Genomic DNA, 26,888 nt, shown 5'->3' with positions numbered 1-26,888 from the left:
GACGATCGACCGCTTTCCCGCCATCGATATGCTGGCCGGAGTTTCGACCACTGTGCGGAAAAGGCGGCGCCCACCTCCCCTGCCTGGCCGCCGAAATCGATTCATCTCACCGGACGCTTCGCGAATGGCCGAGTTGCGCGCCTTCTCTGAATTAGGCGAGCCTCACCTCATGCTCATACGGTGTTCTCGCCTGCTGCTGATCCTGACCGCCGTGAATCTCGGCCGAGCGCGTCGACGTGTTCGGCTCCAACCTGCCGGCGCCGTCAGGCGGCGCCGCGCTCCTCCATCTCCTCCAACCGGTCGATCACGATGCGGGCGAATACTTCTTGCTCGGTGACCGCGAGTTGGTTGCGGCTGCGCGAGGTGAAGGCGAAGGTCCAGTCGACCACCGTCGTGAAGCGATTGCGGAATCCGACGAGATAGACCAGGTGCAGGAACAGCCAGCCGAGCCACGCGAGGAACCCCGAGAACTCGATGCGTCGCGAGGTACCGGGAATCGGTACGGTCGCCACCGCCGAAAACCGCGACACCGTCGCCATCGACCCTTTGTCCCAGTAGGCGAAGGGCTTTCGGGTGCGGTATGTCCCGGCCAGACGTGCAAGGATGGCGTCGGCTGCGTAGCGGGCCGACTGGTTGGCCGCAGGTGCGAGCCCGGGGACCCCGTCGAGCGCCATCATGTCGCCCACGACGAACACCTCCGCGTGACCGGGCAGGGACAGGTCGGGCTGCACTCGCACCCGGCCGGCGCGGTCGATCTCGGCGCCGCTCTGCTCGGCGAGCCGAGCGCCCAGCGGACTCGCCGACACCCCGGCCGACCACACCTTGCACTGACTCTCGATGCGCCGGATGGCGCCGTCGGCATCCTTGACGACCAAGCCGTCGTAGTCCATGTCGACGACCATCGCACCGAGTTGCACGTCGACTCCCAGCGCACGCAAACGCTTTTCGGCACGCTTCCCGAGTTTGCTGCCGAACGGTGGCAGCACCGAGGTAGCGGCGTCGAGCAGGATGACACGCGCCTGCGTCGGGTCGATCGACCGGAACGTGCCGCGCAGGGTCTTGGCGGCCATCTCGGCGATCTGCCCGGCCATCTCGACGCCGGTGGCACCCGCGCCGACGACGACGAAGGTCAGCAATCGGGCACGCTCGTCCGGGTCGGTGGACAGTTCGGCCTGCTCGAACGCCCCGAGGATCCGTCCGCGCAACTCCAGCGCATCGTCGATGGTCTTGAGCCCGGGCGCGAACTCCGCGAAATGGTCGTTGCCGAAATAGGATTGGCCGGCACCCGCCGCGACGATCAGGCTGTCGTAGTTGGTGACGCTGTCCCGCTCCAGCAGCCGCGAGGTCACCGTGCGGCGGTCGAGGTCGATGTTCTCGACGTCGCCGAGAACCACCTGCACGTTGCGCTGCTTGCGCAGCACCACCCGCATGGCCGGCGCGATCTGCCCCTGCGAGATGAGGCCGGTGGCCACCTGATAGAGCAGCGGCTGGAACAGATGATGGGTCGTCCGCGCGATCACGGTGACGTCGACGTCGGCCTTCTCGAGCCGGCGCGCGGCAGCCAGTCCCCCGAAGCCGGAACCGATGATCACCACGTGGTGGCGACCCGAAGGCGCGTCGGCGATGGGGTCGAGATGATTCTGCATTGCGCGTGGATCTGGCTCTGCCATGGCACGTTCCTTCGTCGAGGATCGACACCCAGGCGGACGATGTCGGGGGAACGTGCTCCTTGCCGGTCGATTCCGGCTGCGCCAGTCGCACCGTCGAGGTTAGCGCACGATCGCGCCCGGCGCGAGGATCTGCTCGCTACCGAACGGCGACGTGTCAGGTGATGGCCTTCATCACCCGGTCGGCCAGCGCGGGCGACAGGTAGTCGAGGACCGGAAGCAGAGTCCGCAGCCCGGCCGGGGTCACCTCCTCGGGGCGGTGGGTGATCGCACGTACGATCCAATCCGCCGCCTCGCCCACATCCAACGCATGCAGGTCGTTGTATTCTGCTGTGGGAGTGATCATCTCGGTCCGAACCAGCGGAAAGTAGACATTCGTGGCAGACACGCCCGGATGCGGCCGTTCGGCATTGAGACTGCGGCCGAAGATCGCAAGTGCATCCTTTGACGCCGCGTAGGCCGAGAAGCGGGGAAATGTCCCGGCCATCAGTCCCCAGGTGCAGATGTTGACGATCTGCCCGGACCCGCGCTCCACCATCCCCGGCAACAATCCGAGCGATAGTTGTACCGCGGCAAAGTAATTCAACGCCATGGTGCGCTGATAGTCGTGTAGACGATCGGTCGACTCGATGATCGGTCGCCGGATCGAGCGGCCCGCGTTGTTGACGAGAACATCGATGTCCCGCTCGACCAGTTCACCGAGGAGTCGACGCACATCGGCCTCGTCGGCGAGATCGGCGACCGCATAATCACAGCCGGTCTCCTCGGCCAGCGCACGGAGTTCGACCTCGCGCCGGGCGACGGCGACCGGGTGCGCGCCCCGGGCGACAAGCGCTCGCACGGCCTCGCGGCCGATCCCGGCGGAGGCGCCGGTCACCACGATGGTCAGGCCGGCGAGATCGCGGCCCGGACCGGTGACCCTCTCCTCTAGCACCGTCGGCAGCAGTGACCGGCGCTGCATCAGGTCGAAGAGTGCGCCGCTCACATCCACACCCATGATCTGACCTTCCCTCGGCTATCGGGTCCCCACCTTATTCGGTCGGGTTCTGTGCGCGAGTCCGGCCCCGTCACCCGCGAAAATCGGGCGCCATCGTGGGCTCCGCAGGAAAGCGAACCGAGTTTTCACGTACGTCACATCGGCGCAACGGCCTGGGCACGAACCGCTCATAGCTTCGTATCGCTCGTACAACGCCCCCGGCTCCGCGCAGGAACTCGTCGGTAGTCGGGGACCGAACCCAGGAGTACCCATGAGTGGCAGCATGTCGCGACGTCAGGCCATCGAGGCCGTGACCACCTACGAGATGGAAACCGATGGCTTCCCCGAGCCGTTGGCCGACACATTCGGCCGCAACGTCTTCACGTTGTCGGTGATGAAGTCGCGTCTTCCCAAGCATGTGTTCAAAGCGGTGTCGGCCACCATCGGCAAGGGTGCACCGCTGGATCCGACGCTCGCCGACTACGTCGCCTCGGCGATGAAGGACTGGGCGATCGAGATGGGCGCCTCACACTACGCGCACGTCTTCTATCCGCTCACCGGCTTCACCGCCGAGAAACATGACTCGTTTCTCGAGCCCGACGGCGCCGACGGGGCACTTGCCGAGTTCCAGGGCAAGACGCTGCTGCAGGGCGAGCCCGACGCATCGTCGTTTCCCAACGGCGGCCTGCGTGGCACCTTCGAGGCCCGCGGCTACACCGGATGGGACGTCACCAGCCCGGCCTACATCCTCGAGAACCCCAACGGCAACACCCTGTGCATCCCCACGATCTTCATCTCGTGGACCGGTGAGGCCCTCGACAAGAAGACGCCGCTGCTGCGCAGTCAGCAGGCCATGAGTAAGCAGGCCATGCGGCTGCTCACGTTGTTCGGCCACACCGACGTCGACACCGTCGTCTCCTATGCCGGCGCCGAACAGGAGTACTTCCTGGTCGACCGCCACTTCTACTTCGCCCGGCCAGACCTGATGACCGCCGACCGCACGCTCTTCGGCGCACAGCCGTCCAAGGGTCAGGAGTTCGACGACCACTACTTCGGCGCGATCCCCGACCGGGTGCTGGCCTTCATGATCGAACTCGACCGCGAGCTGTTCAAGCAGGGCATCCCCGCGAAGACCCGCCACAATGAGGTCGCGCCCGGCCAGTTCGAACTCGCCCCGGTCTTCGAGAAGTCCAATCTGGCGCACGACCACCAACAGCTGATGATGACGACGATGAAGCGGGTGGCCGAACGCTACGGGATGGTCTGTCTCCTGCACGAGAAGCCCTTCGCCGGCGTCAACGGGTCGGGCAAGCACGTCAACTTCTCGCTGGGCAACAGCAACCAGGGCAACCTGCTGAATCCGGGCGACACCCCGCACGAGAACGAGCAGTTCCTGGTGTTCTGCGCGGCGATCATCCGCGGCGTCCACAAATTCGGCGGACTGCTGCGGGCCTCGATCGCGTCGGCCTCCAACGACCACCGGCTCGGGGCAAATGAGGCACCGCCGGCCATCATCTCGATCTTCCTCGGCGAACAACTCGCCGACGTCTTCGACCAGATCGCCAAGGGCGGTGCCAAGGAGAGCAAGGCGACCGGGGTCCTCGAGCTCGGCGTCGACACCCTGCCACCACTCAAGGCCGACGCCGGCGACCGCAACCGCACCAGCCCATTCGCGTTCACCGGCAACCGATTCGAGTTCCGCGCCCCCGGCTCCAACCAGTCGATCGCCGATCCGATGATCGCCATCAACGCGATGCTGGCCGAATCCCTGGACCACGTGTGCGACTTCCTCGAGAAGGAGACCGGCTCGGGCACCGCATTCGACTCGGCGGTACAGAAACTGCTCGAGCAGATCATCACCGACCACGGCCAGGTCGTGTTCAACGGGGACGGCTACTCCGATGCCTGGCAGGCCGAGGCGGCCGCGCGCGGCCTGCTGAATCTGCGTACCACCGTCGACGCCATGGCCCAGTTCGACAAGCCGGAGATCAAGGCCCTGATGAGCAAGTACGGCATCCTCTCGGAGCGAGAACTCAAGGCGCGCAAGGAAGTCGTCCTCGAGCAGTACGCCCTGGCGCTACTGGTGGAGGCCAAGGAGACCCTCGAGATCGCCAAGACGATGATCTTGCCGGCAGCGACCCGCTACATGGGTGAGCTGGCCTCGACGGCCGCGAGCCTGAAGGCCGCGGGCATCGACATGGAGACCCCGGCTCTGCTGACGATGACCACCTCGGTCAAATCGCTCAACAAGAAGATGGACGTGCTCGAAGAGTCCATCGGCGGATTCCATGGCGACAGCGTCGAAGCAGAGTCGGAGTATGCGCTCACCACGCTGATCCCGGCGATGACCGAAGTACGTGCCGCCGCGGACAAACTCGAGACGATCGTCGCCGACGACCTGTGGCCGCTGCCCACCTACTGCGAGATGCTGACGATTCTCTGAGCTGTCGGGGTTCGCCGACGGTATGCACCCGAGATGAATCCAGCCCGTTTGCTGGCCGACTTCGCGAATGTGTGTCCTACAGCGCACACATTCGCGAAGTCGACCCATATCCGCTGTGCAGCCGGGTCGGTGACGGTCAGCGGCCGGCGGCCTGGACGCGGGCCTGGATCGCGTTGACGAACACCGACGATATGTCGGCGGCGGTCTTGGCGACGTAGGTGGTGCCGCCGGTGGCCGCGGCGATCTTGGCCAGCGCGTCGGTGTCGGCGTCCTCGGAGATCCCGATCGTGAGCACCAGCACCGGCCGGGCCGGATCCTCGAGCTTCTTGAGCTGCGCGAGCAGTTGGTCGAGGCTGATGCTCTCGGGGTCCTCGTTCTGTCCGTCGGTCATGATGATGACGCTGTTGGAGTAGTTCGGGTCATAAGAGTTCTGGACCTCTTTGAACGCCGCCAGCGTGGTGTCGTACAGACCGGTGTTCCCGCCCAGCTTCTGCGGGGCCAGGCCGTTGCGTACCGCGGTGTCGATTTCCTGGCGGTATGTCTGGCCGTTGGCCGCGGGTGCGTCGAGGCGACGGATGGGGGCGATCTGGTCCCAGTCCTGGCCGTTGGGTCCTTGGTCGGTGCTGAACGTCCAGACCCCGATCTGCGCGTTGTTCGGAAAGAGTTGCAGCCCTTGATGAGAGGCGTCGATGAGTAGCTGCGCGCGGGTCTCCGAACCGATCGCGGTCTGCATCGAGCCGGACGTGTCTTGCGCCACGAGGGTGCGGATCGGCACGCCGAGCACCTGCCACTGGCGCAGGGCCTTGTCGACCTGGGCCGGATCGCGCAGCGAGAGCACCTGCACCGGCGCACCGGTGCCGTAGGGATGATCCACGTCGGCCGGCTGACCGCCCGGCTTGCGGAAGGCGGCCTGCGCCAACGGCTTTCCGTCGTCACCGGCGATGGCAGCGGCCAGCGCCTTACCCGCGTCACCGGCGGTATCCCGGCGGGACGAGCCCGCGGTGTTGACCAGTGGGTAGTCGAGCAGCACGGTGCCGTCGGCGGGGATCGCGAACTTCAATTGGGATCCCGGATGAGTGCGCATGAACATCACGTACTGCTGTTCGGTGGTCACCACCGGTACCTCGGAGGTGTTCGCCAGATTCAGCCGTGTGCCCTCGCTATCGCCTGCCTGGCGCACGTTGTTCTGCTGTACCGCGAGGACGGTCATACCCTGCAGCAGCTGCGTCTCGCTGAGCTTGCCCGCATTGACCTCGGCGAGCGCTCCGACGATCGGCGCGTCACCACTGCTGGTATCGACGGGGCTGCCCGCACGCAGGTCGGGCAGCTTCATCACCTGCTCCCAGCTGGTCAATTGCGGGAGATTCTTCCCGACGACGATCGTCGGGGTCGACGCGAGCGACGGCGAGGTCAGATCGAGTTGCTGACGCACCTGCGTGACCACCCGGCGCGCCTGCAGTTGCGAGTCGGGCACCCACAGATCGGGGCGCTGCTCGCCGCTGGTGAGCTGCCCGGGCACGTCGGCGCCGGCGACCGAATTGACCGTGTAGTCGTAGCAACTGTCCGCCGACACGGACCCGGCCGCATCACGCAACGCCGAGGCGATCGTCGGATCGGCCGCGACGGTCACGCTCTGCCGGTCACCGTCGCAGGTGCCCGAGCCCCCGAATGCCCGCCAGAGGATGAATCCGGAGACCAGCGCCGCGACCACCACCAGGGCCCCGAGCCCCCACAGCCAGGCACCTCGACGTGCCGAGCGGACCTTGCGGTGTTCGAAACCGAAATCGTCGCCGCCGGCACCGCGCGCGGCCGCGCGCTGACGGCCGGTGTCACCGGTGGCCGCGCGTTGGGGTCCGGTGTTACCGGTGGCGGCGCGTTGACGGCCGGTGTTGGATGCGCCGGTGTTGGATGCACGCTGACGACCGGTGTCACCGGAAGCCGCACGCTGCGGGCCGGTGTCACCGCGGTTCGGTTCCGGCCGGTTCCCGGAATTCCCGGAGTCAGAGTTGTGCCGCCCCATGTCGTCCCCCTCGTTCTCGCCGACGTGCCCTGTCGGTACTCATCGCTGTCGGTTGGTCATAGCTGTCGGTGTGATGGCCGCGGTGGGCCGTATCAGCCGAACTTCTGCTGGAACGTCGCGAGCGACGTCTGCAGATCCCCGTGGATGACCTTTGCGGTCGCCATCCCGATCGGCCCGATCATCGGCAGTCCACCGAGGTCGACGGCGAACGTGATCACCGATCCCGCCCCGCCGGGCCCGACCGACAGGTCCAACTTGACCTTGATCCCGCCCTTGCCCGACCCCTTGAGACGTACCTCCCGGCCCGTCACATATTTGTCGATGACCCAGTCGATGCGCACGGGATTGCCCTTGACCTTCACGATCGAGGTGATCTTGGTGCCCTTGCCGAGTTCGTCCGGGCCCGGGACCGCGCTGCGCCACCCGCCATGCAGAACCAGCCACTCATCGAAGCGCGACAGATCCGACGCCGCGGTCCAGGTGTCCTCGGGTGACAGCTCGAGTTCGATGGAGTCGCTCGTCTTTGCCATGGTGTCGAAGCCTAACCTGTGATGACGGTGAACAAACCACGAGTATCTGACCAAGGCGATCCCCCGGTCCTTGCCGCAGCCCGATCGCTGCTCGGAATGCATCTCGTCGGTCATGGGGTGATCGCGCGGATCACCGAGGTCGAAGCCTATGCCGGCCCCCTCGACCCGGCGTCGCACGCCTTTCGGCGGACGCCCCGATCGGCGATCATGTACGGCCCACCGGACCGGTTGTATGTGTATCGCATCCACGGCCATTTCTGCGCCAACGTGGTGACCGGGCCGGACGGTCAGGCGTCGGCGGTGTTGCTACGGGGCGCCGAGGTGATCGACGGGCTGCGGCTCGCGCGCCGGCGACGCACGCCGGGTGCGGCCGACGCGGCACTTGCGCGCGGCCCGGGAAACCTCTGCCGGGCACTGGGCATCACCATGGACGACCTGGGAACCGACCTCACCGATGGCCGGCCGGTGTGCCTGCGGGCCGCGCCACCCCCGTCGGGCCGGGATGCGGTGCGCAGCGGCCCACGCGTGGGCGTCCGGCGCAACGCCGACGTGCCTTGGCGGTTCTGGATCACCGGCGACCCGACGGTGTCGGCACACCGCCGTCATCCGCGGGCCGAGGCCTGATCCCGGCGCCCGGTACTACGGGTTCTGGGGCGGTTGGGGTGGCTGGTTCTGGGGTGGCTGAATATCGTGGGGCGGCTGATCCTGAAACGACTGGTCGTGGGGCTGATTCTGGGCGTCGCCCCCGCCGGTGGCCTTGCGGGCCGCATCCTGGGCCTTGTCGACCTGCGCGGCGTACTTGCCGTGCGTCGCCTTGTCGATGGCGTCTCCGCCCTTGTCGATCAGACTCGGATTCTTCTGCAGTGCGGCCTTGGCCTTGTCGACCAATCCCTTCAGATCCATTGCCGTCTCCTCGATCGATGTTGTGGAAAGAACGGGCCCCGAGTCTATGGCGCCTCGCATGCCTCACGCCAGGGTTTGCCCGCCGGATCGGCCTCGCGGGCAGCGCGGCGATCGATCACGCGCGGCAGAATCCTCGACACCAGCTCCACGCACGCGATTCCGCATGCGGCCGCGATGAACGCGACGCTGTTCATCTGCCAGTTCGACGAATCGAGCTTGAACATGTGCTGGGTCCACGGCCACGCGAAGATGATCACGTAGGCACCGACGGACGCGGCCATCAGCGCCGCTTTCCACCACGTGTAGGGCCGCGCGACCACGGCGAGCACGTAGAGCGCGACCGCGATCAGACAGATCAGGGTGGCGGTGGCAGCCTGGGTCTGCGGCGGCGCCAGGTTGATGCTGTCACCGCCGAGACTGACGCCGGTACCGCCGGGATTCACGATGACGTAGGTGACGAAGGCGGCGAGTCCGACGATGATGCCGTTCGGGACCGCTTGGGTGAGAACACGTTTGACGAATCCGGTGCGGGCCCGCTCGTTGTTGGGGGCCAGCGACAGGATGAAGGCCGGGACCCCGATGGTGAACCACGCCGAGATGGTCACATGGATCGGCTGGAACGGGTAACTGAGCGAGGTGAATCCGAAGATCTTCCCGGCGATTCCGGCGATCCCGACGAACAAGGCGAGCAGCACCGCGTACACCGTCTTGGTGAGGAACAGATTGGAGACGCGCTCGATGTTCCCGATGACCCGCCGGCCCTCGCCGACCACATAGGGCAGGGTGGCGAACTTGTTGTCCAGCAACACGATCTGGGCCACCGCGCGGGCAGCCGAGCTACCCGATCCCATCGCGACGCCGATGTCGGCGTCCTTGAGTGCGAGGACGTCGTTGACCCCGTCGCCGGTCATGGCCACCGTGTCGTCGCGGGATTGCAGCGCCGCAACCATCGACCGCTTCTGGTCGGGGCGGACGCGGCCGAAGACGATGCCGTCGGAGACCGCGTCGGCGAGTTCGTCGAGGTCGGTGGGCAGCTTGCGCGCGTCGACGGCGGTCTCCGGCGACCCCAGCCCCAGCGATTGTGCAACGGCGCCAACCGATCGCGCGTTGTCACCGGAGATGACCTTGACGTCGACGTGCTGCGAGGCGAAGTAGTCGAGGGTGTCGCGGGCGTCGTCCCGGACTCGTTGTTCGAGGACGACCAGGGCCACCGGGGTGAGTGTGCCCGGCACCGTGCCGGCCGCCGCGTCTGTCGCACTGTCGTCGGGTTCGGTGTCCACCGGCACGTCGGTGTGTCCGAGCAACAGCACCCGCAGCCCCGTCTCGCCGAGATCGGTGGCCAGGGTGGCCGGTCCGGAGTCCGGGTCGAGGAGCACGTCGGGCGCACCGAGAATCCAGTTGCCCTGCTCGGCATCGGACGCGTCGGCGAACGACATGCCGCTCCACTTCTTGGCGGAGGTGAACGGCTCGAGGGCGGTCAGGTGCCAGTCGGGGGCTTTCGGGTAGGCCTCGGCCAACGCGAGCACGCTGGCGTTGGGGCTGCGGTCGTTGGCGGCGAGCGCGGCCAGCACCTCCTCGACACCGGCCGGCGCGGCGGTCCCGTCGCTGTCGCTCCCGAGGCCGCGCACCTCCGACAGGCGCATCCCGTTCTCGGTGAGTGTGCCGGTCTTGTCGGCGCAGACGACGTTGACGCGGGCGAGGCCCTCGATCGCCGGCAGCTCGTTGACCAGGCACTGCCGGCGTCCGAGGCGCACGACGCCGACCGCGAAGGCGATCGAGGTCATCAGCACCAGTCCCTCGGGAACCATCGGCACGAGTGCGGCGACCATGCCCAGCAGCGACGCGCGTAACCCGTTGCCGCTGATGAACAGCTGATTGACGATGGTCAGGATGCCGGCCGGGACGAGCAGCCAGGTGATGACCTTGAGTATCTGGTCGATACCGGTTCGCAGTTCCGAGGAGACCAGGGTGAACTTCGACGCCTCGGCGGCCAGCGAGGCGGCGTAGGCGTCGGCGCCCACCTTGGTGGCCCGGTAGGCACCGGAACCGGAGACGACGAAACTGCCGGAGAGGATCTTGTCGCCCTCGGCCTTGTCGATCGGGTCGGCCTCGCCGGTGAGCAACGACTCGTCGACGTCGAGGACCAGCGACTCGACGACCTCACCGTCGACGACGATCTGATCACCGGCACCGACCTCGATGATGTCGTCGAGCACCACCTCGTCGGGCGGGATCTCGTCGACCTTTCCGTCGCGACGCACCCGCGGCCGGGTCTGCCCGACGATGGCGAGCCGGTCGAGGGTGCGTTTGGCGCGGACCTCCTGGATGATGCCGATGCCACTGTTGGCGACGATGAGCAGGCCGAACAGCCCGTTGATGAACGATCCGGTGAACGCGACGATCAGAAACAGCGTCCCGAGAAGGGCATTGATGCGCGTGAAGACGTTGGCTCGGACGATGTCGCCGACGCTGCGTCCGGACCGGTTCGGCATCGTGTTCGCATGACCCTCGGCGACGCGCTGGGCAACCTCGTCTGCGGTCAGACCCGGCCGCCGGGTCTGGGCCTGAAGGGGTTTGCTCATGCCGACGCTTCCCACCACTGCGGGTCGGTGAGCCCGGTCCCGGTCCGGTGTTGCAGGTCGATGGTGCCGCCGGGCTGCGGAACCATCACCGTGGTGGCGTTGCGGCCGGCATTCGGGAGCAGCCGCGTGATCGGGTCCGCCCAGGAGTGGCGGGCCAGCGAGAAGGTTCCCCAGTGGATCGGGATCAGCACCGCGTCGGTGCCCGCCGATCCGGACACCATCCGGTGGATCGCCACGGCCTCTTCGGGATCGACATGGACGTCGGGCCACACCGGGTCGTAGGCGCCCACCGCGATGAGGGTGAGGTCGAAGGGGCCGAGCAGCTCACCCAGGTCCTCGAAGCGTTCGCTGTACCCGGTGTCGCCGGAGAAGAACACGCGGTGAGTGGGTCCGACGATTCCCCAACTCGCCCATTGCGTCAGGTCACGGTCGAACATGCGGCCGGAGAAGTGCCGGGCCGGTCCCACGGTGAAGCGTGCCTGACCGGTCCGGCCGGTGACCTCCACGCTCCCCCACAGGTCGGCTTGGCGGATGCGATCGGCCGGCACTCCCCAGGCCAGGAGATGTGCGCCGACCCCGAGCGGCGTCACGAACACGACGTCCGGCTGGGTGCGCGCGATGGTGGTCACGGTGGCCATGTCGAGGTGGTCGTAGTGGTCGTGGCTGATCAGCACCACGTCGAGTGGCGGCAGGTCGGCGGCCTCGACCGGAGCGGGGTGCATGCGGGCCGGGCCGAGTGTCTGGCTCGGGGAACATCGCTGGGAGAACACCGGGTCGGTGAGTACGCGCACCCCGTCGATCTCGACGAGTGCCGACGCGTGGCCGAGCCACGTCACCGCGAGGGCTGCGACCTCATCGGCAAACCGGGGTCGCTCCACCCGGATCGGATGCGTCGGGCGGCCCGGGCGTTTGGCCATGTCCATCGCAACCCGCAGGTCGGGCGCCACCCCGGCCGAGGGCGGCTCGGGATTGACGAAGGTGCGGCCGACCAGGTTCGGCGAGCCGGCCACCTCGCGCCAGATCGTCTCGGGATCGGCACCGATGGCGCGGGCCGCGGGCAGCCCCGCCGACGCCAGCGATCCGACGGCCGCGCCGGCGGCACGCGCACCGAGCACCCCGACCGAGCTCTTGACCCGCCCGAACACTTCGGTGGGCGTCCATTCGATGGGCATCGTCACGTCCCTCAGCGTAATGGTCCGTCCCGACCGGGACCCGCGCACTCGCCGGTAGTGCCACATTCACCGTCGGCGCCCCCATGCCCGGGTATCGCAGCCCGGGTATCGCTGCTCGGGTATCGCTGCTCGGGTATCGCTGCTCGGGTATCGCAGAAATTCCGGCGGACGGCTTGGTAACCTTCTCGTCTGCAACCAATTCGCGCATGTGCCGGTTCACATGCGGTCGGGAAGTGATTCTTCGTTGGCACGGATGTCCGTCACGGATCGGCGCTCGGCGCTCGTCGAGGCCGCCTACCGGGTCATCGCCGACCACGGCGTCGAGGGTGCGACCACGCGCCGGATCTGCGCCCACGCCGACATGCCGCTCGCCAGCTTCCACTACGCCTTCGAGTCGCGTACGGCTCTGCTGTGCGCGGTGATGGAGACAGCCGTCCCCACCGACATCACCCAGATGCTGCACACGATCCAGGCGTCCGACGACACCCTCGCGGGCTCCGCGGTGGAGGTCATGGAGGCCAACATGCGCCGCCAGCTCGAGGCCTTCTACGCGATGCTCAAAGCCGACCCGGGACGCCTGCAGGCCACCATCTCCCTCGGGATATATGCACACAACCATCCCGAACTGCAGCGGCACGGCATGAAGATGTACGAGGATCTCTACGCGGTCGCCGCCGTCGGCCTCGACGAAGGAGCGGCCCGATACGGTGTGCGGTTCACCGCACCCGCCACCTCCATCGCTCCGACGATGATCGGTGCGCTCATCTCGATCACCCTGATCTACCTCAGCACCGCCGACGACGACGTTGTCGACACCCTGATGGATTCCCTTGTCCGCCAGGTCATGTCGTTTGTCGTTGCCGACGACGGATCGGCCGGCGGGACCTCATGAGCGACACCGCAGCCGCCGGTCCGGGATTATGGGACCGCGATCCACAGCGGTACTGGACCGGATTCACCGAGGCCGTCGTCGCCGGCGGCATCGACAGTCCCGCTCTCGTTCTCGATTCCGCCGCCCTCGAACACAACGTGGCCGATCTGCTGCGCCGCGCGGGGGGCGTGCCGATCCGCCTGGCGTCGAAGTCCCTACGCGTCCGTTCTGTCATCGCCGACCTCGTCGCACGCCCCGGGTTCGCCGGCGTGCTGGCGTACGACCTCGACGAAGCCCGCTGGCTGGCAACACGATCCGGCATCACCGACGTCCTGATGGGATATCCGACGGTGCGGACCACCGCACTGGCGAATTTTCTGGCCGACGAGATCGCTACGTCGCGGGTCACTCTGCTCGTCGATTCGACCGAGCATCTCGACGCGATAGACGCGGTGACCGGCGCGCAGGCGCGGCCGAGTGTGCGGGTCGCGATCGACATCGACGCCTCGCTGCGCCTGTTCGGCGGCCGGGTACACATCGGTGTGCGCCGCTCGCCCGTCCACGATCGCGAGGGCGCGCTCGCACTCGCCCGCCACATCGTGGACCGCCCCGGCTTCGACCTGGTCGGCGTCATGTCCTATGAGGCGCAAGTGGCCGGCGTCGGTGACGACGTGCCGGGCAAGGCCATGAAGAATCACGCAGTCGGCGCAATGCAGCGTCTGTCGATGACCGAGATCCGCCGCCGCCGTGGCCGGATCGTCGCCGCGCTGCACCAGATCGCACCGCTCGAGATCGTCAACGCCGGCGGCACGGGCTCGCTGGAGCAGACGGCGCGCGACTCCTCGGTCACCGACATCGCCGCGGGCAGCGGCGTCTTCGGCGGCCACCTCTTCGACACCTATCACCATTTTCGGCCGGCACCGGCACTCGCGTTCGGACTCGATGTCGTCCGGATTCCCGCCCCCGGCTACGTCACCTGCGCGGGTGGCGGCTGGATCGCCTCGGGACCGCCGGCCGCCGACCGGCTGCCCCGGCCCGTGTGGCCGGCGGATCTGCGATATGTGGGCACCGAGGCCGCCGGCGAGGTACAGACACCGCTGCACGGCCCCGGCACCGCAGGGCTGTCCATCGGTGACCGGGTGTGGTTCCGGCACACCAAATCCGGTGAGGTGTGCGAACGTTCACCGCAGGTGGTGAAGATCGCCCGAGATGCCGACGGCACCGCGCGGGTCGAGGAGGCGGTACCGACATACCGCGGAGAGGGGAAGTGTTTTCTGTGACGGTCTCCAACGGGACGGCTGCCGCACGGCCATGGCGTAACTGGGGCGGCACCGCGCAATGTACGCCGACCGCCGTCGAGTCTCCCGGCAGCGCCGACGACATCGCCGATCTGGTCGGCCGTGCGGTGCAAGCGAATTCGACCGTGAAGGCGGTCGGTGCCGGGCACAGTTTCTCCCCGATCGCGCTCGCGCCGGCGACCCAGCTCGACATGTCGCAGTTGCAGGGCCTCATCGGCGTCGACGAGGCCGCGCGGCGTGTGACGCTCCGTGCGGGTACCCGGCTCTACGAGATCCCCGACCTGCTCGGCGCCCACGGTTTGGCGATGGCCAACCTCGGAGATGTGGACCGGCAGACGATCTCTGGTGCCACCTCCACCGGAACCCATGGCACCGGACTGGATTTCGGCGGCCTCAGCACTCAGATCGTCGGCGCCACCCTGGTGTCGGGTACCGGTGAGATCGTCACGGTGGCCGAGGACGATCCGCGACTCGCGGCGGTGGCGCTGGGCCTCGGCGCACTCGGCATCCTCGTCGACCTGACGATCCAGTGCGTTCCGGTCTTCTCCATCCGCGCCGACGAGTATCCCCTCGACGCCGACGACGCGATCGACGGCTTCACCGAACGCGTTGCGACACAAGACCATCATGAGTTCTATTGGTTTCCGCACACCCGATGTGCGCTGGGCAAGACCAACACCCGGCTCGAGGGTCTCGCCACACCCTCCGGAGCCGGCCGGGTACGCCGTTACGTCGACGACGAGATCCTCGCCAACCGCGTGTATCGAGTGTTGTGCGCGTTGGGTTCTCGCGTGCCCGCAGCCGTCCCGACGATCAGTCAGGTCTCGGGCCGGGTGCTCTCGGCCCGCACCTACACCGAACGATCCGACCGCGTGTTCATCTCGTCACGCACGGTCCGGTTCCGCGAGATGGAATACGCGGTTCCACTGGAAGCCACCCCGTCGGCACTGCGTGAACTGCGGCAGATGATCGAGCGCAAGCGCTACCGCATCAGCTTCCCGGTCGAGGTCCGGGCGGCCGCCGGTGACGATCTGATGCTCTCGACCGCATCGGGCGGCCCGCGCGGCTACATCGCGGTGCACCGTTATCACCACGACGATCCGACCGACGCCGCCGCGTATTTCGCCGATGCCGAGGCGATCATGACCGACCATGGTGGCCGGCCGCACTGGGGCAAGATGCACACCCGCGACGCTGAGTATCTGCGGTCGGTGTACCCGCGGTTCGACGAATTCCGCGCGGTGCGTGACCAGTTCGACCCGAACCGGGTGTTCGCCAATCCGTACCTCGAGCAGGTCCTCGGGTCCTGACCGCCACCGGCGCGGCCCCCGTGGGTCAGCACAACGGCTGATAGGCAGATTCACTTGTGCCGTAGATCGGTGTCACCCAGCGACATCGATCTACGGCACTGAATCGTTGGATCGGCCGAATCCGGTCCTCTCCCCACCGCTCGACTGGCGCCTTCGGGCACCGCGTCGGACACTGGAGGGATGCGTGATGTCCTGCCGGCGTTGATACACCGCCTCGAGCATGGTGCCGTCGCCCTGGCCCGGGTGATCTCGACGACCGGCGCGGCGCCGCGGTCGGTCGGGTCGGCGATGGCGATCACCGCCGACGGCGAGGTGATCGGCTCCCTCTCGGGCGGGTGCGTCGAATCGGCGATCGTCGAGAGCGCGCAGCAGGTGTTGACCGACGGGATCGCGACCGTCGAGTATTTCGGCGTCGCCGACCCGGATGGCATCGCGATCGGCCTGACGTGTGGCGGTGAGATGGAGGTCGCCGTCGAACGCCTCGACGCGACACACCTGCCCGAGCTGCGGCGACTGGCCGCTGCGATCGACGACGGCACCCCGATCGCCTGGGCCACCACCCTCTCGGATGCCCCGGCCTGGTATTCGGCCACCCGAGAGAGCCGTCGGCCCTGGTACCGGCTCGACGCCGACATCGCCGATCTGCTGGCGACCGGGCGCAGCGGAATCGTCGGCGTCGACGACTGCGACGAGTCGACTGCCGCAGATGTGCCGGGTTCGGGCCAGGCTCGCCCTCGTGCGTTCGTCCAGACCTTCGCGCCGCGAGCGCGGCTGATCCTGGTGGGCGCCAACGACTTCGTACGGGCACTCGCCACCCTCGGGTCGACGCTGGGCTATCGGGTGAGCGTCGTCGACGCCCGTCCGGTCTTCGCCACCCCGGCACGGCTGCCCGGCGCCGACGAGGTGATCGTCGAATGGCCCGACCGCTACCTCGCCGACGAGATCGCGCAGGGCCGGACCGATCGCTCGACCTGCGTGTGCGTGATGACCCACGACACCAAGTTCGACGTCCCCACGCTGCGGGTCGCCCTGGGCACCAACCGAATCGGCTTCGTCGGGGCGCTGGGTTCCCGCCGTACCGTCGCCGACCGGAACGCACGCCTGACGGATGCGGGCGTGAGCGACGACGCGCTGGCACGGTTGCGCTCGCCACTCGGCCTGGATCTGGGGGGCCATACCCCCGCCGAGGTCGCCGTGTCGATCGCCGCGCAACTGATCGCCGACCGGCACGACGCCTCGGGAAGGTCGCTAACCCTGGGGGGTGGCCCCATCCACGGCTGATTCCCCGACCGTCTTGTCCCCGACCGCTCCATCGGCGCCGACCGGGATGTCGGAGGTGGCGCCGGAGCTGGTGGGTCCCGAATCATCCTGTGCGGGAAGGACATGCTCACCCGACCGGTCGCAGGACAGCGCCAGCGAGGAGATGTATTGCTTCTCACCGTTCGGTCCGGGTACCGCCGAGGCGATCATGTCCGGCCGCTCGAACTCGATGCCGGTGACGCAGCACAGCAGCCGCACATCGGTCGGGTTGCCGTGTTCGTCGTACATCGGGATATCGATGCCGTCATCGGTGCGGCGCAGGTAGTACTTACCCTTGGTGGCCAACGCCAGGATCGGGGGCATGGCCACCGCGAGCACGAGCGCCACCAGCGGCGAGTACGGCTGGATCGCATCGCCGAACACGTGGAAGTACACCAGGATCGACGCCCCGGCCGCCACGAGCAGGGACCCGAACCCGACCGGGTTCACGCTGTAGAGCATGCCGCGCCGGAATTCGGGCTGCTTGGGTGAGATACCCAGCAGATACTTGTTGATGGCGATGTCGGAGGCAACGACCGCGATCCAGGCGATACCGCAGTTGGCGTAGAAGTTCAGCAGATTGTTGAGGAAGCTGAACATGTCGGCCTCCATCAGCACGATCGCGATGAAGACGTTGAAGAACAGGAACACCAGTCGGCCCGGGTACGTCTTGGTGACCCGGGTGAACGCGTTGGTCCAGGCCAGCGATCCGGAGTAGGCGTTGGTGACGTTGATCTTCACCTGGCTGATGACCACCAGGATCACTGCCAGGGTCAGTGCCAGCCAGTGCGGCAGGAAGTCTTGATAAATCTCCACGAACTGGTGCACCGGCTGGTTGGCGATGCCGGCGTTGTCGATGCTGATACCGATCAGGTAGACCGCGAGGAACAGGCCGACGATCTGCTTGATGGCGCCGAAGAGCACCCAGCCCGGGCCGGCGGTCAGCGTGGCGATCCACCACTTGCGCTTGTTCTCCGGGGTCCGGGGCGGCATGAACCGCAGGTAATCGATCTGCTCGGCGATCTGCGCGATCAGCGACAGACACACACCGGCCGCGAGCATGGTGCCGGCGAAGCTGACGCCCTTGCCGAGCGCATGGCCGTGGGAATCGACACCGCTGAACGCAAAGAAGTCACCGATCGCCGCGGGATGCTTGATGACCAGGTACAGAAACGGCAGCACCATCATGATCAGCCACAGCGGGGTGGTCCACACCTGCAGCTTGGCGAGCGTGTTCATGCCGTAGATGACCAGCGGGATGATCAGCACCGAGGAGATCAGGTACCCGATCCAGAGCGGGATGTGCAGACCCAGTTGCAGACCCTGGGCCATGATCGAACCCTCGAGGGCAAAGAAGATGAACGTGAACGACGCGAAGATCACGTTCGTCAGCACCGAGCCGTAGTATCCGAAACCGCTGCCGCGGGTGATCAGGTCGAGGTCGATGTTGTATCGCGCGGCGTAGTAGGCCAGCGGGTAGCCGGTCAGCACGATCACGACGGCGAAGAACAGGATGCCCCACAAGGCATTTCCGGTCCCGTTGGCGATGCCGATGTTGGCACCGATCGCGAAGTCGGCCAGGTAGGCGATACCGCCGAGCGCCGAGATCGCCACCACACCCGGACCCCATTTGCGGTAGCTGCGTGGCGCGAAACGCAGCGTGTAGTCCTCGAGGGACTCACGAGCGGCCGCCGCCTGGGCGCCGGTGGCGATGATGCTGTGTTCGGCGTTCTCTATCGCGCCTACCTCTTCGGTGAGGTCATCGACCCCATGATGTCGTTTCGACACGCAATCCCCTCCTTGGACAATGGATTGCGATCACGCTAGGAGGTGGACGTTTCTGGCATATACCTCGGCATGTTTCGGGAATGTTACGCGCACGGCGAATCGGGCATATCGAACCCGGGTGCGCGACAACTACTTTCCGGTGAACCGCGGCCGGCGTTTCTCCGCGCGCGCCGCGCGTCCTTCGGCGAGGTCCGCGCTCTGCCAGGCACGCAGCATCGCCGCCCGATGCTCGGTGGGCGCCGGATCGCGCGCACCGTCGCCGTTGAGGACGGCTTTGTAGTGCGCCAGGGTGAGTGGCGCGAACTCGGCGATGGTCGCGGCCCACTCCTGCGCGTCGGCGAGATCGCCGACGCGGTTGGCGAATCCGAGTTCGTGGGCGCGCTCGGCCGTGAGGTTGTCGCAGCCGATGAACATGCCCCGCGCCGGGCCGCCGCCGACCAGTGACACGAGTCGCCGTATCGTCCATTCATCCACCGCCACACCGATCTTCGCCGCCGGAATGCCCGCGAGGGCATCGGGGGACATGACGCGCAGATCGGCGGCCATGGCCAGTTGCAACCCGGCACCGAAGGCCGCGCCGTTGACCGCGGCGATCACCGGCACCGAGATCGACTCGATCTGCGCCAAGGTGACGACGAGCCGATCGAGGAAGTCCCGATCGTAGACCGGGCCCGAGAGGTCTGCACCCGCCGAGAACGCGGTGCCACGACCGGTCAGCACGATCGCCCGCGCACCGGACTCGACGGCATCGGTGAACGCCGCCCCGAGCGCCTCGATCACCTCACCGTTGAGGGCATTGCGTTTGTCGGGACGATCCAACTCGATTGTCGTCACCGCACCATCTGCACTCGTCGCAATCATGACTTGGAAGCCTACCGGCCATGATCTGGCGGCCGTCCGACCCCGGATACCCCGACGCACCGTGCCGCGCCCACGTGACAGGCTGACGTGGTGCGGACCGACAGTGGTGACGACGGCGGCGATGCGATCGAAGCGGGCGATGAGAACGTACGGCCGGACTCCGACGTCCTCGTCATCGGCGGCGGCCAGGCGGGACTCTCGGCGGCATACTTCCTCGATCGTTTCGGACTCGGCGGCCGATATCAGGTCCTCGACCGCTCACCACATCCCGGCGGCGCCTGGCAATACCGGTGGCCGACCCTGACCCTCGCCGGCGCGAACCATGTGCATGATCTGCCCGGATACGGCCTCGTCGAGGCGCTCGGGGTCGACTGCGACCAGTTCCCCGCGGCCACCGCGGTACCGGACTACTTCGGCCGCTACGAGGACAAATTCGGGCTGACGGTGCGTCGGCCGGTGCGCGTGAACTCCGTACACCACGACGGCGACGGGTTCCGGGCGCACATCGCGGCGCCGACGGCAGGCCCCGGCTCCCCGCGCGCCTCGGCGGTGACCGCGCGGGCGCTGATCAACGCAACGGGCACCTGGGACCGGCCGTTCATCCCGCACATCCCGGGTATCGCCGACTTCGGTGGCCGGCAGTTGCACACGCACGACTACACCGGCCCCGGCGAGTTCGCAGGCAAGCGGGTACTCGTCGTCGGCGCCGGGATCTCGGCGATCGGCCTGCTCATCGAGATCGCGCGCGAGGCGCCGGGCGTCACCACCTTCTGGTGTTCGCGGACCGAACCGTATTTCCGGCCCGGTCCGTTCAACCCGGCCGAGGGCCGTGCGGCGGTCGCGCGCGTCGAGGAGCGGGTCCGCGCGGGGTTGCCGCCGACGTCGGTCGTCTCGGTGACCGGCCTCTCGCGTACCCCGGCGATCGCCGCCGCCCAGCGCGACGGCATCCTGGCCTGGCGGCCGATGTTCACCCGCATCACCGAGACCGGCGTGTGCTGGGACCGTGGCGGTCCCGACACCCCGGCGGGCACCGAGCTCGACGTCGACGTCATCTTCTGGAACACCGGATTCCGCAGTGCGCTCGACCATCTCGCGCCGCTGCATCTGCGTGCACCGGGCGGGGGCATCACGATGACCGGGCGGTTGGCGACGACGGTGGCCGCCGACCCACGCGTGCAGCTCCTCGGCTACGGGCCCTCGGCGTCGACGATCGGCGCCAACCGGGCCGGGCGCGAGGCCGCGCGGAACGTGGCCGAGATCCTCGGCACGCACTGATCCCTGGAGAGCTCGATTCCTCGGCAACCGTTTGGTGAACTCTCTTGACATTCTGTTGGGTTTTCCCAACACTTAGTTGTATGAGTCCGGTCCGGCGGGGTGACAAGCTCCCGATCTACAACCGCATCGGCGTCCTGCGCGCCGAACGGCGGATGACGCGGGCCGCCCTGGCCGAACTGGTCGACATCAATGTGCAGACGGTGGGTGCGCTCGAACGGGGCGATCACTATCCGAGCCTCGACCTCGCGATGCGCATCTGCGATGTCTTCGGCCTCCCGGTGGAGGCCGTGTTCAGTCGCACCGAGTTCGGGGCGATGTCGGCCGAGCTCTACGCACGCCGAACCGACGGCGAGGGCACCGGCCGCCGGCCCGAGTGAGCGCCCGGCGCCGGCTCGCCTCAGCGAGCAACCACCGAGAAGGAGGTGCACGATGTACGACCCGAATTCGGCGATCCCCGAGGACGCGAAACCCGAACTGTGGCGTCGGTACGACCAGTGGCGCGGGGATCGGCACCGCCGGTTCGCGCAGCGCACCGCGCACCAGCTGACCCGCTGGCGCAATCGACGCGGCTACCGCACTGTTGTTGTCGCACAGGCAGTCTGCATACTCATCCTGCTCGCCGGGGCGGTGGTGTCGTTTGTCAGTCCGACATGGTTCTTGCTGCCCTTCCTCGTGGGCGTGGCCGGCTCGCTCGTCTGTCAGCGGACCCTGCGGATCATCACCGGTTCGATCGGCGACGCGCCGGTCACCGCACTCGACGAGATCCAACTGGCACAGCGCAATTCGGCGCGGTCATTGGCCTTCATCGTGTTGTTCACGCTGATGTTCGTGCCCTACATCGCACTTATCGTGCTCTCGATCCCCGACCATGTTCCCGGCCAGGTGATCTATGGGCTGGGGATGCTGACGATCTCGCTGATGCTCGCCGCCGCGGTGCTGCCGTCCATGCTCACCGCGTGGTGGATGGCCGACCCCGATCCCGAGGACTTCGCCGACGAGTTCGGCCACGACCCCACCACGCCGACTCCCCCGATCACCCCGACCCACACCGACCCGAGAGGAGAGCGCCGATGAGCCGAACACCGGTGACCGGAGCATTGATCATCGACGGCCTGCACAAACGTTATGGCGACGTGATCGCGTTGCATGACATGACCTTCCAGGTCGAACCCGGTGAGATCTTCGGATTCGTCGGCAGCAATGGCGCGGGCAAGTCCACCACCATGCGGATCATCCTCGGCGTGCTCGCCGCCGACGCGGGCCGGGTCCTGCTGGGTGATCGGCCCATCGATCTGCCCACGCGCCGGCGCATCGGATACATGCCCGAGGAACGCGGGCTGTACCCGAAGATGAAAGTCGGTGACCAGCTGCGCTTCCTGGCCCGCCTGCATGGGATGAGCGCGGCCGATGCCGACGAGTCGGCGCGCCGCTGGACCGAACGACTCGGCGTCGCAGAACGGTTCGGTGACAACGTCGGCGAGCTGTCGCTGGGCAACCAGCAACGCGTGCAGTTGGCGGCGGCACTGGTCGCCGATCCGGCGGTACTGGTTCTCGACGAGCCGTTCTCCGGCCTCGACCCGGTGGCCGTCGACGTCATGAGCGACGTCCTCAAAGAAAAGGCGGGCGAGGGCACTCCCGTCGTGTTCTCCTCCCACCAGCTCGACCTCGTCCAGCGGCTGTGCGACCGGGTCGGCATCGTCGCCAAAGGACGTATGCGTGCGCTCGGCAGCGTCGACGACCTGCGTCGCCGTGGTGGGGTGACGCTGGAGGTCACCGGGCCCGGGTCCGAGATCGCCTGGGCCGACGGCATTCCCGGTGTCCTCGAGACGCACTACGGCCAGACGACGCGGTTGCGCGTCGATCTGGCGGCCGTCGACGACCAGCAGGTTCTCGCCGCCGCGCTGCGAAACGGTCCGGTGCACCGCTTCGCCACGTCCACCCCGTCCCTGACCGACATGTTCCGAGAGGTGGTTTCGGCATGAACTCCCCCAGCCCCAGTTCCACCGACACCGGCGCCGGCGCCGGCGCCATGACCTCGGATACGGCTGATCGCCCAGCGCGAGATCAACACCCGCACGCGCACCAAGTCGTTCCTCATCAGCACCGTCGCGCTGATGGCTGTGATCGTCATCGGCCTGATCGTGTGGAAAGCCTTCAGCGGTGGCGGTACCGACACCGAACGGGTGGGCCTGATCGGTCCGCAGACGTCGCTGTCGACGGGCATCGAAGCGGCCGGAAAGGCCGCTGGGACACCGGTCGACGTGGTGTCGGTCGACACCGCCGAACAGGCCCGCACCCGGGTCGACTCCGGCGATCTCGACGCCGCGGTGGTCGTCACCCCCACCGGTTCCTACACCCTGATCAGCAAGGACGGCCTCTCGGAGTCGTTGTCGAGTGTGCTTCCCACCTCGATCCAGCAGACGAATCTGGCGGCCGTACTCGCTCAGCGCGGCGTCGACGCGGCAAGTCTGCCCGCACCCGCGATCACCACCGTGCAGACTCAGCCGACCAGCGCCGACAAGGGTCAGCGCATCGTCATCGCACTGGTCGGCTCGATGCTGCTGATCATGGCGATCATGCTGGGTGGCAACATGATCGCCGTCGGCGTCGTCGAGGAGAAGACGTCGCGCATCGTCGAGTTGCTCCTCGCGACCGTCACACCGCTGCACCTCATGTGGGGCAAGATCGTAGGCATCGGTGTGGTCGCACTCGGGCAGGTGATTGTGCTGGGTGCCACCGCCCTGATAGCCGGTGCCGCCACCGGCATGCTGACGATAGCGGGCACCGCGGTCGGGATGTTCGCCGCGACACTGGTGTGGTTCCTGCTCGGCTTCGTCTTCTTCGCGACGCTGTACGCCGCCGCCGGCGCGCTGGTGTCCCGGCAGGAAGAACTCGGCTCGACGATCATGCCGCTGACCGTGCTGTCGATGGCCGTGATGTACGCGGGCATCTTCGGCGTCCAGGCCCTCGACTCGACCTTCATCAAAGTCCTGACGTGGATTCCGCCGTTCTCCGCGGTGCTCATGCCGATCCGGATCGCCACCGGTGACACCGATTTCGTGCAGATCGTCGTCTCCCTGGTACTCATGCTGGCGGCGTGCGCGATCGCCACCTGGATTGCCGCCCGGATCTACCAGCGTTCGATCCTGCGCACCGGTAGCCGGGTGAAGTGGTCGGAGGCGCTGTCGATGGCACGGTGAGCCGGCGCATCAGGATGCGGTCGCCACGGAGCCGACTTGTGCAGCGTCACTGCCGGTTTCATTCGCCGGCGCGGGCGCGTGCGCGACGAAGTCCCGGCTACGGATCAGCGCCAGCGCACCGATACCGCCGACGATCGCGACGGCGCCACTGACCACGAACAGCAGGTTGAGGGCGTCGGCGTAGGCGGCATGCTGACCGCCGGCCGGGTGCTCATGCATCGACGACGACATCTGCGAGCTGAACAACGAACCGTAGACGGCGATGCCGACCGCGATGCCGATCTGCCGGAATGTCGTGTTGATACCCGACGCCATCCCCGACCGGTGCACATCCACCACACCGACCGCCGTCGCGGCCAGTGGCGGGTTGACCAGTCCGCTGCCGATACCGGCGACGATCATGCCGGGGATCAGATGCGTCCACGACGAGCCGGCGTCGAGTCCGCCCATCACGAGCAGTCCCACGCCGACCAGCATCAGCCCGGGGCCGATGAGCCAGCGCACCGGCACGCGTTCGGAGGCGCGGCCGGCCACGGTCGCCACCACCATCGTGCAGCCGGACATCACCAGCAGCCGCAGACCGGTCTGCATCGCCGAGTAGCCCAGCGAGTTCTGCAGATACACAACGACATAGAGCAGCATGGCGAACAGCGAGCCGTTCATGGCGAACGCCGCCAGCAACCCGCCGGTGAACGTCGGGGTCCGCAACAGCGAGAGATCGAACATCGGTTGCGCCACACGCAATTCGACCACGACGAACAGCGCCAGCAACACGGCGGCGGCGATGAAGCAGCCCACCACCAGCGAGTCGGTCCAGGATCGCTGCCCCGCCTCGGTGAGGCCGTAGACGAGGGCGACGAGCCCCGCGGTGAAGGTGAGCACGCCCGGCCAGTCGATGCGGCGCGCGTGCGGCGAGCGCGATTCGTCGACCATGCGCAGCGTGAGCAGCAGTGCCGCGATCCCGATGGGCAGGTTCACCAGGAAGATCGCGCGCCAGGTGACGCCGGTGGTGAGCACACCGCCGAGCACCGGCCCCAGGGCCGTCGAGATACCGGAGATCGCGCCCCAGGCGCCGAACGCGATTCCGCGGTCACGTCCGTGGTAGGTCGCGGCAAGGAGCGCGAGCGACGTCGAGAACAGCATCGCGCCGCCGATACCTTGCAACGCCCGCGAGACGATCAGCATCGTCGGGTCCTGCGCCACGCCGCACAACAGCGAGCCGAGCGTGAACACGACGAGCCCGATCGAGAAGACCCGGCGCCTCCCGAATTTGTCCGAAATCGATCCCGACGTCAGCAGCAACGCCGCGAGCGCGAGGGCGTAGGCGTCGGTAACCCATTGCAGCTGACTGAAACTCGCGCCCAGAGCATGCTGGATGTCGGGGAGTGCGACGACCACGATCGTGACGTCGAGGAGCAGCATGAAGGTCGCCGCACACACGACGACCAACGTCCACCATTTACGTGCCATGACTTTTTCGTACCTTTCGATGCCATCACCGGAGATCGAGGCCGTTGCCCGCCGGTGGGATGCGTCAAGTGTGAGCCCGTTTCTGCGTCGAGTCTCCCGCGACCGCCCAGGGCGTAGAATCGTGACGATGAGCAGTCCAGCAGCATTGAATTCCTCCACACTCGACGAGCTGGATGCACAAATCGTGCGCGCGTTGCAGGTCTCGCCGCGAGTGTCCTTCCGTGAGCTCGGAGAGGTACTCGGTGTCGCCGAACAGACCGTGGCCCGGCGCTACCGCCGCATGCGCCGCGAAGGCTACCTGCGCGTGACGATGGCGGCCGACCCGCATCGCGGAGGGAACTCCGCCTGGTTCGTCCGGGTCCGGTGCCGCCCGGAAGGCACCGACGCCATCGCGCGATCGGTGGCCGCCGACGATCACGTCTCCTGGGTGTCGATCTATGGGGCCGGGTGGGAGGTGGCCTTCAATCTGCGCGTTCCCGCCGACGCCGATGCCCACGAACTCCTCGTCGCCGCCCTGCCCAAGGCCGCACCCATCCTCGACGTCTCACCGGCGGAGATCCTGCACACGTTCGTCGGTGGATCGAATCCGCATCAAGAGATGTGGAGCGACGTGCTCACCGCCGAGCAGACCGCGGCCCTGGAGGCCACCTCTTGTCAGCCCGCGCCCGTCGGCGAACCCGTCAAGACCGACGTAGTGGATCAGATCTTGTTGGACGCCTTGGGAAAAGACGGTCGGTTGTCCTATTCCACGCTGGCCCGCGCCACCGGTGGCACACCCGGAAAGGTGACCCGCCGCGTCGAGCACCTCGTCGCATCGGGGGCCGCGTACTTCCACGTCGATCTGGCGACCGACGCCATCGGTCTGCGCAGCGCCTCACTCTGGCTGACGGTGACCCCGCGCCATCTGCGGACCGTCGGAGAAGCCCTGGGCATCCATCCACGCATCCCGTTCGCGGCGGCCATCACGGGGCGATCCAACATCTTCGCGCGGATCATGAACTCCGACACCGACGACATGTATTCCTTTGTGACCCAAAGCCTCGCCGAGCTCGACGGAATCACCGGATATGAGATCATGCCGCTACGGCAACAGGTCAAGAATGCCGGGACCATCGTCCGCGGCGACCGGCTGGCACCACCGTCGGCGTCGGGGCGAGTCCGGCGCTAGGTGGTGCGGCTTCCCGCTCAACGATTTGCGTCCCGCTCGACGATCTCGTCGAGCG

Annotated in this window: 21 protein-coding genes, 1 pseudogene and 1 riboswitch; of the genes and pseudogenes, 12 read left to right on the top strand and 10 right to left on the bottom strand. The window is 67.3% G+C overall.

Translation table 11 applies throughout. The features are described from left to right. Positions 1-263: 263 nt before the first annotated feature. Positions 264-1,670, bottom strand: a complete 1,407-nt coding sequence (locus tag ACLQ3C_RS18815) for an NAD(P)/FAD-dependent oxidoreductase (protein WP_425706617.1) — start codon at positions 1,668-1,670, stop codon at positions 264-266. Positions 1,671-1,689: 19 nt separating this feature from the next. Next, positions 1,690-1,769, bottom strand: a riboswitch (ZMP/ZTP riboswitch). A 55-nt stretch (positions 1,770-1,824) separates the two neighbouring features. After that, the gene (locus ACLQ3C_RS18810; protein ID WP_425706631.1) at positions 1,825-2,658 is read right to left on the bottom strand and encodes an SDR family NAD(P)-dependent oxidoreductase; all 834 of its coding nucleotides are present in this window, start codon (positions 2,656-2,658) and stop codon (positions 1,825-1,827) included. A 256-nt stretch (positions 2,659-2,914) separates the two neighbouring features. Between ACLQ3C_RS18810 and ACLQ3C_RS18805 the strand changes: the two genes are divergently transcribed. Beyond that, a complete protein-coding gene (locus tag ACLQ3C_RS18805) occupies positions 2,915-5,086 on the top strand; it encodes a glutamine synthetase III (protein ID WP_425706616.1) in 2,172 nt (723 codons plus the stop codon). Between the two features lie 136 nt (positions 5,087-5,222). Here ACLQ3C_RS18805 and ACLQ3C_RS18800 read toward each other — a convergent pair whose 3' ends face one another. Then, positions 5,223-7,106 (bottom strand): substrate-binding domain-containing protein, encoded by a 1,884-nt coding sequence (locus ACLQ3C_RS18800; RefSeq protein WP_425706615.1) that lies wholly within the window; start codon positions 7,104-7,106, stop codon positions 5,223-5,225. 92 nt (positions 7,107-7,198) lie between these two features. Continuing rightward, positions 7,199-7,636, bottom strand: coding sequence for a type II toxin-antitoxin system Rv0910 family toxin (locus ACLQ3C_RS18795; protein WP_425706614.1), 438 nt, complete (start codon positions 7,634-7,636; stop codon positions 7,199-7,201). A 21-nt stretch (positions 7,637-7,657) separates the two neighbouring features. Here ACLQ3C_RS18795 and ACLQ3C_RS18790 point away from each other — a divergent pair, with 21 nt between their 5' ends. Beyond that, positions 7,658-8,260 carry a DNA-3-methyladenine glycosylase gene (locus tag ACLQ3C_RS18790; RefSeq protein WP_425706613.1) on the top strand — a complete coding sequence of 201 codons (603 nt, stop codon included), beginning with the start codon at positions 7,658-7,660 and terminating at the stop codon, positions 8,258-8,260. A gap of 15 nt (positions 8,261-8,275) precedes the next feature. Here ACLQ3C_RS18790 and ACLQ3C_RS18785 read toward each other — a convergent pair whose 3' ends face one another. Genes ACLQ3C_RS18785 through ACLQ3C_RS18775 form a run of 3 tightly spaced genes read right to left on the bottom strand, consistent with a single transcriptional unit; the run spans position 8,276 to position 12,299 of the window. Next, positions 8,276-8,539 carry an antitoxin gene (locus ACLQ3C_RS18785; RefSeq protein WP_425706612.1) on the bottom strand — a complete coding sequence of 88 codons (264 nt, stop codon included), beginning with the start codon at positions 8,537-8,539 and terminating at the stop codon, positions 8,276-8,278. A 44-nt stretch (positions 8,540-8,583) separates the two neighbouring features. Further along, a complete protein-coding gene (locus ACLQ3C_RS18780; RefSeq protein ID WP_425706611.1) occupies positions 8,584-11,121 on the bottom strand; it encodes an HAD-IC family P-type ATPase in 2,538 nt (845 codons plus the stop codon). Further along, on the bottom strand, positions 11,118-12,299 hold the full coding sequence (locus ACLQ3C_RS18775) for an MBL fold metallo-hydrolase (RefSeq protein WP_425706610.1): 1,182 nt from the start codon (positions 12,297-12,299) through the stop codon (positions 11,118-11,120). The genes ACLQ3C_RS18780 and ACLQ3C_RS18775 overlap by 4 nt, the downstream gene beginning before the upstream one ends. Positions 12,300-12,546: 247 nt before the next feature. Between ACLQ3C_RS18775 and ACLQ3C_RS18770 the strand changes: the two genes are divergently transcribed. From ACLQ3C_RS18770 to ACLQ3C_RS18755, 4 genes are all read left to right on the top strand, one after another. Beyond that, a complete protein-coding gene (locus tag ACLQ3C_RS18770; RefSeq protein WP_425706609.1) occupies positions 12,547-13,185 on the top strand; it encodes a TetR/AcrR family transcriptional regulator in 639 nt (212 codons plus the stop codon). After that, complete coding sequence (locus ACLQ3C_RS18765) at positions 13,182-14,444, top strand: alanine racemase (RefSeq protein ID WP_425706608.1); 1,263 nt, start codon at positions 13,182-13,184, stop codon at positions 14,442-14,444. The genes ACLQ3C_RS18770 and ACLQ3C_RS18765 overlap by 4 nt, the downstream gene beginning before the upstream one ends. Continuing rightward, positions 14,441-15,772, top strand: coding sequence for a D-arabinono-1,4-lactone oxidase (locus tag ACLQ3C_RS18760; RefSeq protein ID WP_425706607.1), 1,332 nt, complete (start codon positions 14,441-14,443; stop codon positions 15,770-15,772). The genes ACLQ3C_RS18765 and ACLQ3C_RS18760 overlap by 4 nt, the downstream gene beginning before the upstream one ends. 180 nt (positions 15,773-15,952) lie before the next feature. Further along, positions 15,953-17,053, top strand: a complete 1,101-nt coding sequence (locus ACLQ3C_RS18755; protein ID WP_425706606.1) for an XdhC family protein — start codon at positions 15,953-15,955, stop codon at positions 17,051-17,053. Here ACLQ3C_RS18755 and ACLQ3C_RS18750 read toward each other — a convergent pair. Next, a complete protein-coding gene (locus ACLQ3C_RS18750) occupies positions 17,021-18,859 on the bottom strand; it encodes a purine-cytosine permease family protein (protein WP_425706605.1) in 1,839 nt (612 codons plus the stop codon). The genes ACLQ3C_RS18755 and ACLQ3C_RS18750 overlap by 33 nt on opposite strands. A 129-nt stretch (positions 18,860-18,988) precedes the next feature. Further along, entirely contained in the window at positions 18,989-19,720 is a 732-nt protein-coding gene (locus ACLQ3C_RS18745) for an enoyl-CoA hydratase (protein ID WP_425706604.1), read from the bottom strand. A 126-nt stretch (positions 19,721-19,846) separates the two neighbouring features. Here ACLQ3C_RS18745 and ACLQ3C_RS18740 point away from each other — a divergent pair, with 126 nt between their 5' ends. From ACLQ3C_RS18740 to ACLQ3C_RS18720, 5 genes and pseudogenes are all read left to right on the top strand, one after another. Next, the gene (locus ACLQ3C_RS18740) at positions 19,847-20,995 is read left to right on the top strand and encodes an NAD(P)-binding domain-containing protein (RefSeq protein WP_425706630.1); all 1,149 of its coding nucleotides are present in this window, start codon (positions 19,847-19,849) and stop codon (positions 20,993-20,995) included. An 80-nt stretch (positions 20,996-21,075) separates the two neighbouring features. After that, entirely contained in the window at positions 21,076-21,372 is a 297-nt protein-coding gene (locus ACLQ3C_RS18735) for a helix-turn-helix transcriptional regulator (RefSeq protein ID WP_425706603.1), read from the top strand. A gap of 52 nt (positions 21,373-21,424) precedes the next feature. Further along, the gene (locus tag ACLQ3C_RS18730; RefSeq protein WP_425706602.1) at positions 21,425-22,069 is read left to right on the top strand and encodes a hypothetical protein; all 645 of its coding nucleotides are present in this window, start codon (positions 21,425-21,427) and stop codon (positions 22,067-22,069) included. After that, a complete protein-coding gene (locus tag ACLQ3C_RS18725) occupies positions 22,066-22,977 on the top strand; it encodes an ABC transporter ATP-binding protein (RefSeq protein ID WP_425706601.1) in 912 nt (303 codons plus the stop codon). The genes ACLQ3C_RS18730 and ACLQ3C_RS18725 overlap by 4 nt, the downstream gene beginning before the upstream one ends. A gap of 47 nt (positions 22,978-23,024) precedes the next feature. Beyond that, positions 23,025-24,195, top strand: a pseudogene (locus tag ACLQ3C_RS18720) (ABC transporter permease). Between the two features lie 9 nt (positions 24,196-24,204). On the opposite strand, the gene ACLQ3C_RS18715 reads toward ACLQ3C_RS18720, so the two are convergent. After that, entirely contained in the window at positions 24,205-25,665 is a 1,461-nt protein-coding gene (locus tag ACLQ3C_RS18715) for an MFS transporter (RefSeq protein WP_425706600.1), read from the bottom strand. Between the two features lie 127 nt (positions 25,666-25,792). Between ACLQ3C_RS18715 and ACLQ3C_RS18710 the strand changes: the two genes are divergently transcribed. Then, positions 25,793-26,833, top strand: coding sequence for an Lrp/AsnC family transcriptional regulator (locus ACLQ3C_RS18710; protein ID WP_425706599.1), 1,041 nt, complete (start codon positions 25,793-25,795; stop codon positions 26,831-26,833). Positions 26,834-26,888: the final 55 nt, after the last annotated feature.

It is taken from the genome of Gordonia sp. DT30 (genome assembly GCF_049844915.1).
In the GTDB taxonomy this organism is placed as follows: Bacteria; Actinomycetota; Actinomycetes; order Mycobacteriales; family Mycobacteriaceae; genus Gordonia.
The sequence above is the reverse complement of the archived record's forward strand: the minus strand, read 5'-3'. Positions and strand labels throughout refer to the sequence as shown.